Origin of the sequence: Chitinophaga sp. (assembly GCF_036569125.1) — a bacterium.
Classification (GTDB): Bacteria; Bacteroidota; Bacteroidia; order Chitinophagales; family Chitinophagaceae; genus Chitinophaga.
On record NZ_DATCRF010000642.1, the window covers coordinates 1 to 7,513 of the forward strand.

At 46.0% G+C, this 7,513-nt stretch carries 6 protein-coding genes; 2 read left to right on the forward strand and 4 right to left on the reverse strand.

Annotation, left to right across the window (positions count from 1 at the left end):
- The 3 genes from VIM87_RS24005 to VIM87_RS24015 form a co-directional block, all read right to left on the reverse strand.
- On the reverse strand, positions 1 to 717 hold a 717-nt coding region (locus tag VIM87_RS24005), incomplete at its 3' end, for a DUF6688 domain-containing protein (protein WP_422653337.1).
- Between the two features lie 88 nt (positions 718 to 805).
- A complete protein-coding gene (locus tag VIM87_RS24010; protein WP_331999465.1) occupies positions 806 to 1,405 on the reverse strand; it encodes a macro domain-containing protein in 600 nt (199 codons plus the stop codon).
- Positions 1,406 to 1,428: 23 nt separating this feature from the next.
- Positions 1,429 to 1,950, reverse strand: a complete 522-nt coding sequence (locus VIM87_RS24015) for a hypothetical protein (protein ID WP_331999466.1) — start codon at positions 1,948 to 1,950, stop codon at positions 1,429 to 1,431.
- A gap of 266 nt (positions 1,951 to 2,216) precedes the next feature.
- Between VIM87_RS24015 and VIM87_RS24020 the strand changes: the two genes are divergently transcribed.
- Positions 2,217 to 2,624 carry a hypothetical protein gene (locus VIM87_RS24020; RefSeq protein ID WP_331999467.1) on the forward strand — a complete coding sequence of 136 codons (408 nt, stop codon included), beginning with the start codon at positions 2,217 to 2,219 and terminating at the stop codon, positions 2,622 to 2,624.
- A 117-nt stretch (positions 2,625 to 2,741) separates the two neighbouring features.
- Positions 2,742 to 3,824, forward strand: a complete 1,083-nt coding sequence (locus VIM87_RS24025; RefSeq protein ID WP_331999468.1) for a hypothetical protein — start codon at positions 2,742 to 2,744, stop codon at positions 3,822 to 3,824.
- Between the two features lie 4 nt (positions 3,825 to 3,828).
- On the opposite strand, the gene VIM87_RS24030 is transcribed toward VIM87_RS24025, so the two are convergent.
- Entirely contained in the window at positions 3,829 to 7,062 is a 3,234-nt protein-coding gene (locus tag VIM87_RS24030; RefSeq protein WP_331999469.1) for an AsmA-like C-terminal region-containing protein, read from the reverse strand.
- Positions 7,063 to 7,513 lie beyond the last annotated feature (451 nt).

A 7,513-nucleotide genomic window follows, 5' to 3' on the forward strand; every position in this document is an offset into this window, starting at 1 on the left:
AAGGTAGTGGCCGCCGCATTCTACGTTATCGCATTTATAATCCCATTGGGAAAGCCCATGCGCATAGGTATCTGTAAAAGCCCTTATAAGCGAATCCGGCTTTTGCCCAAACAGCAATAAGACTGCGGTTAGTATTAATAAGAACGGTAAACAAAGCACCAGTAAAAGCGGGAATTTGATCAGCGGCTTTGCAGACAGCACTTTCCATGCAAATAATTCTATTTTGCCGGTATACACTTTTTCATTTTCCAGCTGCCGGCGAAAAAGCTGCTGGTTCTGCAGCAGCATCAGCACCCCTGCCATTATAATGGGCAAAGGACCAAAGACTAAAAGTATCCCCTCTTTTACATGGAACAACATCACGATGTTAAAAAGGATCCCTGTTACTAAAACCACATTCACCCCTACTTCTGCTAAAGGCGGCGCAAGCTGCTTCCTGAATTTTGAATAAAAATAGCTGACCAGGAACAGCAGGATAATTACGATAACGGTCAGTTGGTGCGGAGGTGCGAAAGCAGTACTATCTATTTCGCCCAGGCAGCACTCATTCCTACCGCCAAAACCGGCATACAGAAAGGGCAGGTAAACCAGGGAACCAATTTCTGCCAGCAGCATCAGCCAACGGCTCAGCACCCGCTTACCTTTTATTAAAAACCCGGTAAATTCAACAAAGATTATTATCGCTGGTGCGAAAAAGAGGTAAAAGATAAAGCTCATAGGTGATGATTACTGGTTAATAGTGGTATTGGCTGACGATGTGTTATGAATGGCATAAGATCCATTGGCAATACTTACATTTAATCTATCAATGCGTCCAGATCATCCCCTGGGGATTAATATTCCAATGATACTTCTGCGCATCGCCAAAAGTTTTAAAATCCATCTTTTGTCCTAATATGATCTCTTTATAAGCCTGGAACATTTGCCGGGCCGCAATGATAGGCTGCATACGCCCTACGCCGGTACAAAGACCTGGTATTGCAACAGAAGAAATCCTATCATCCTGCTTTGCTTTTATTAGAATGGCTTTCATGGCCAGGTAGGCGTTTACAGAAGTATCGATATTAAAATTGGTGGGAATGCGCATAGTAGGCGCTGATATTAAAAATGGCACTGTTTTATCACCGGTTTCTATTACCATTGCCTGTCCTACCAGCAGCTCCCCTTCCGGAAGTGCTTTAATTAATTGTTGGAGCCGCTTTTCCAGATCCCAGCCGAAACGTTCAGAGAGTGCATAATCAAGCCCTCCATCCATAAAACCGAAAGAGTTGGCGGGGCTTACAACAGCATCACATTGCAGCTTTGTTATGTCAGCTTCATTAATGCTTACGTTTTCTTCTGCTGCAAAAAAATCTTTCCATGCTTCGATGAGTTTGGGTTCAATTGCGGCGAGTATGATCTTCATGTATTAAAATTGTGCGTTTATCATTAATATCCGTACTTCCGGATATGCATGTACAACTGTATCGCCAATGCTCTTTTCTTAAAAGCATGGTTCTTATCCTCGGAACCAGGAACAATATATGCATTGTCCAGGTCAGTATGTAAGAAGAAACAAATACGATTAAAAAATCTGCTTTTATTTTCCTCTCTGATTAAGGTTTCAATATCCTGCTGGCCATTATAGGCTGTTAATACAGTTCCATTCCTAGAAAAGATCTGTATATAATCTAAGATGCCTTCAATCCACTCTATGGCTATTTTTCTTTGAATAAGATCATTTTGAAAATAGAAAAGCTCTTCATTCAGCAATTCCATATAAAAAAGATCAATTTTAGGTTCTTCCTGCAATGACCATTCTCTGAACCGGTCTATGCAACGATGCATTAGCTGTAGATTTCTTATGTCCTTGTTATAATAGTGCTGACCAAATAAAAAAATGACGCCAATTGCGCCGATAATTGTAGCGATGTTTGCGCCGGTCTGCATTAAATGCTCGAACTTATCCATAGGTAATAGGGTTGCTGATTATTGAGCTGACTTTGGCCAGATCCTGCCAAAGATACCAACTCGTATAAAAAAACAACAAATTCCCACCTTCTTTTCTTGTGCCCCTTGCCCCTATTGGTTCCTGTACCTGCAACAATTATCTTTACCCCTTATTTTTTAATTGCAGCATAGGAACAAACACACAAGCAGTACTGTAACCCGGTAACCCAACACCTGCATGCAAACGCTTATAAGCGCAGGATAGTAACATTTTTAAACAACACCATATGAAAAAATTGATGACCTCCTTTCTGGCATTGGCTATTTTTGCATTTGTATCCTGTAAGAAAGATAAGGATGAAGCACCTACACCCGCCGGTATTGCCGGTACTTACACCATTTACGAGGTAGAGCAGTATAACCCGCCCTCCACGCACACCCTGCCCAATGATGACGGCGAGCACGGAAAACTGGTAGTAACCGTTAGCGGCGAAACCGCTGCCAAAGTGCAGCTGTTGCTGTATAAGAACAACCAGGTAGAAGCTGATGAAACATTTGATTGTAAGATAGGCAAGGATGCAGACGGTGATATTTTCCTGACCACTGTTTCCGATAACAGGAATGCAGCTTATTTCTTTGATAATGAAGTAGATTTTTATGCTGTTGCCGGCTTTCGCCTGGGAGGCCGTAAATAATGAATACTATGTAAAAAAATAGCATTCCGCCCCTGTGTGGAATGCTATTTCCCCATAAAAAACTGCCTGAAATGTGATATTTTACCAGTAGCATCCACGTATCATCAAAAGCAGGTTATGAAAAAAAGCGTCCTTTATTTATTGCTGCTGCTCTCCTTTTTTGCTGCCAGCGCACAAAACAAACAATACCTCTATGTGGCTACGCCCGGCATCCGCGACTACCTGGGCTACGGGGGCCATGGCATCCTGGTATTTGATATCAATGACCACCACCGTTTTGTGAAAAGGATCCCTACAAAAGGCCTGCACTCCGATGGCACGCCATCCAATGTAAAAGGCATTGCTGTAAGCATTCCGCTTAACAGCATTTATGTAAGCACGCTGGAATCATTGCAGCGCATTGATCTTACTACCGATAAAGTGATCTGGGAGAAACCTTTTGAAAAAGGCTGCGACCGTATGGCTATTTCCCCGGATGGGCTTACCATGTACCTGCCTTCCCTGGAAAATACTTTCTGGAATGTGGTGGATTGTAAAACAGGCAACATCATTAAAAAGATAGAGATATACAAACGCGCGCACAACACCATTTACAGCGCTACCGGCAACCAGGTGTATATGGATGATATCGGCAGCCCCTGGCTATATATTGCAGATACCAAAACGCATACCCTGGCCCGCAAAGCAGGCCCCTTTGCCAATAACATACGCCCCTTTACGGTGAATGGAAAAGAAGATCGTGTATATGTAACCGTTGACAGCCTGCTGGGCTTTGAAGTGGGCGACCTGAAAACCGGCGCCAAGCTGGCGCATGTGGTAGTAGAAGGCTGGGAAATGGGACCCGTACGGCGGCATGGCAATCCCAGCCATGGTATTGGCCTTACACCGGATGAAAAAGAGCTGTGGGTATGCGACGGCCACAATATGCGCCTGCATGTGTTCAGCGCTGCTCCGCCCTACCAGCAGCTTACTACCATTCCCCTGCAGGATATGCCCGGCTGGGTTACCTTTAGCATAGATGGTAAATATGCCTACCCTTCCAGCGGGGAAGTGATCGATGTAAAAACTCGGAAGGTACTGCTAACGCTAACGGATGAATTTAATAACAGCGTGGCCAGCGAAAAAATGGTGGAGGTACAGTTCAACGGTGATAAGGCCGTACGCGCCGGCAACCAGTTCGGCATCGGGCAGGTAAGGTAAGCGCCTACGCTTTCTTACCCTTACCCAAACCTACTTTATAATTATCCGGCGTACCGGTAATTTTAATGTTCATAAAACGGATCTTCTTATCCTTGTCGCGGTATTCAATAGCATCCACCTGGTCAGGATCCACTTCTTCCTGCTTTTTACCGAACAGCATGCGGAAACCTACGGAGGTGACCATCTTCATGGGTATGCGCAGGTAATACTCCATCTGCATGTTCAGCGACTGTTTCCCTGAAATTTCCATAAAGCCCAGGGAGGAATTAATATTCATAGCCGGGATGGATAAAGCTCCATCCTTGAACGTGAGCTTATTGCGCAAAGTATCAAAGCGCACCATGTTCAGGTTCTTATCCTTAAAGTACGACGACATGGCCTGCATGGGTGCAAAGTTTATGAGCACGCCGTTGTAAATAGCTACATCCAGCTGCGCCTTGGAATGGTCTATCAGCGGCGTAAGGTCAGGATGCACCTGTACGTAGCTCTTTATCTGGCCGGTGAGGCGGCCTTTGATATTTTTGTTGATCACATAATCCTGCCCCAGGTAATCCAGCTTCAGCATCATCTTTTCTATGTTCATATCCTGCACATTGATCCTGCTGGTTAAATAGATCTTATCAGGATTGCTGCCGTTGAAATGTGCGTGGGCGGCCAGCTTGCCTTCTGCTATGTCCAGGTTCAGCGTATCCAGGTAGATATGCTGGTTGCTTAGCATCCGCGCATTGGTGGAGAGGTTCTTGATCCATAAACGGTGGTACTTGATCTTGCCTACATTTACCGAGGCGTTAAAATCAATGAACGGCACCTCAAAAATATTAAAGGCTTTGGCGTGCGCAGAAGTTTTGGCTACTGCATTGGTGGCTACCGGCATGTTGGAAATAGACGGTGCAGCGGCGTCTTTGGCGGCTGTCAGCTGGTAGTTGGTGAGCTGGTCTACATCCAGGAAGCGGGAATTAAAGCGCAGGAAATTCTCCTTTTTCCGGCGCGTGGTATCCTTACCGGCATACAGGCGCATGTTTATGTCAAAATCACTGCGGCCTATCTTGCCTTTCAGCGTATCTATCTTTATAAAATTATCCGCACCTATTTTCACATTGCCGCTAATGCTATCCAGCTCAAAGGCATGTTTTTGCAGGCTGCCGGAAATATTGGCGATCTTAATTTTTGCAAAGCGGAACACGGAATCATAGCGCAGGTCTATTTTAGAGCGCAGCCAGATGTTGCGGCCAACTTCGTTATGATAATCGGCCGGCACATAGGTGCGGCTGTATTTGCCTAACAGGTCGTTCATGGCCAGGTGCTGTGATTTCAGGTCAAAGGCTACCTGCGTTTTACCCCGCATTACTTTATTAAACCACAGGGCGTAGTTAATTACACGGCCGCTGAAACGAATGTCGCTGCTATCGATTAAGCCGGCAAAATTGCGTAGCAGCAAAGCGGTGTCATTGATGGTGAGCTCTGCGCCAAAGTCGTGGAATGCATGCGGGTAATGTTTGAACGATGCACGCAGCTGCTCTATCTTAAATTTACCTTTTGGCAGCGGGTTAGGATGCTGCAGCTCATTCACGGAGGTTTCCAGTGAAGCGCCTATATTAAAGCCATAGATCTCTTCCTGTGCCTTGCGCATTTTAGCGGTATCAAAGGCCAGCAGCTCCTTCATGATCATCTTATTACTATTGGCCTTAAACGTAACTAATACCGGTTTTTGCTGCTTGTGAAAAAGGGCCGGCAGGTCGCTGATAGAACCGTTCATGTGAAAGTCGGAATGGCCCAGGTTAAACGAGAGGGAATCCAGCTTTACAAAACCATTACGCATATCCGCATGCAGGTTCAGGTGCTCTATGATGTGCGGATAAGATGGAATACGGAAGGTAAGCCCTTTTACAGTGAGCTCACTTTGAATACCTTCTGTAAGCTTGCCCATGGATTGCTCCGGCACGCTCAGGTCCACCACCTCCTTAAAGTTCATTTTCAGCAAAATGCGGCCGGTAATGCGCTGCAGGTCGGCAATACCCAGGAAATCGCCTACAAAACCCAGCTCCAGGTCGGAATCTATCTGCATCAGCACCTTGGGGTCTGTAAAATCGCGCATAATGAAATTGCCGCGGAAAATGCCCTGCCCGGGGCGGGCATTCATGTTCAGCAAACGCAGCTCTGATGTTTTCAGGGATCGTGCTGCACCATTGGTATAATATCCTTTAAAGGCCAGGGAATCCAGCTTTTTATCGGCCTGCGTATTATGCAGCCAGGCATCGGAACAAGCAAAAGAAAGCTCTATCAGCGGCATTTGCCCGCCAGCCAGCTTACCTTTTACCTTACCATCAAAAGACAGGTGACCTGCATATTTGAAATGCTCCAGCTGCTTGGCTACCGATTCCGGCGCAAAGGCAAACAGCTGTTTAAGGTCCGGCTTATCGCCTTTAATATGCAGGTTCACATCATTGCCATGCAGCAGGTCTGCAGAGCCGGTGATGTTGAACACTGCATCTTCCAGCTGCAGGGTGCCTTTTGGCAGCTGCAGCATCTGGGCGGATTTATTATAAGCCAGCTTAATGGAGGTTTGCAGCTTTTTATGGCGGAACAAAGTGGTATCACCGGGGCGGGTAAAGTCTATGAGCATTTTACCATCCAGGTCGGCCAGTATCTGGGCGTCGTTGGCCCGCAATGCGGATTGTATCCGTTCTATCTGTACTGTGAGCTGCTGCCCGCTTTGCTTATCCAGGTAAGCAATGCGCATATTGCGCAGCACCACTTTTTTAATATCCAGGTCCAGGGGGCTGGCAGTGGTATCTGTTACTACGGTAGTATCCTGCGCTATGCGGCTGGCCTCTACAATATTCAGGCGGCCGGCCCGGTCCTTTACTACGTTCAGAAAACCGTTCTTTAAGCGGATCACTTTCACATGGTATTGCTGGCGCAGAATGTCGGGCAAACTAAAGCCAACGTACATACGCTCCGCCTCATAAATGGGCTTACCGGTTTGCTGCTTGCTGCCGTAAAAGCGTACCTGCCGCAAACCAATGGAGATGTAAGGAAAGTTCTGGAAAATGGAGATATTGCTGCTGCCAACCACCAGCTCACCAGGCAGCTGTTTATTCAGCTCCTTTACCGCTAACCCAACCAGGCGTTGTTGCTGTGAGTATAAAACGGCGGCGGCTATTCCCAGCAGCACCAGCACACAAACAACAGGAATCAGTATAAGACGAAGCAGTCTTTTTCGTGTAATCTTCTTCATAGGTTATGATCGCACATCGGTAATTCAGGGGCAAAGATATGGCACAGGTAGTATAAAGCGGTGTTAAAAAGATCAACCGGCCGGATGCACCGACGGATGGGGTGATTATTATTGAAAATCAGCGGGAAAGGAGACCGGCCAAAAAGAATGTAAAATCATAAATGTAAAATTTAAAACCGACAAAGGAGGTTCATAGAGACCGTTAAAAGACTTTATGAACGAGATAAATGTAAAAGTGGAATGCAGCGAATAAGGGACTGCATTCCACTTTTACATTTGGTATTTAAAATTTTACATTTTACATTCTTCTCCCCTTTCTAATCCCTCGTACCAAAGCTATTCCGCGGGTCCATCTTCATTTTCAGGTCGTATTCCTTTGGCGGCTCTGCATGCAGCAGGTTACGCACAAAATAATCCCAGCGGCGGCGCATCATATAATAGGTATAGGCGC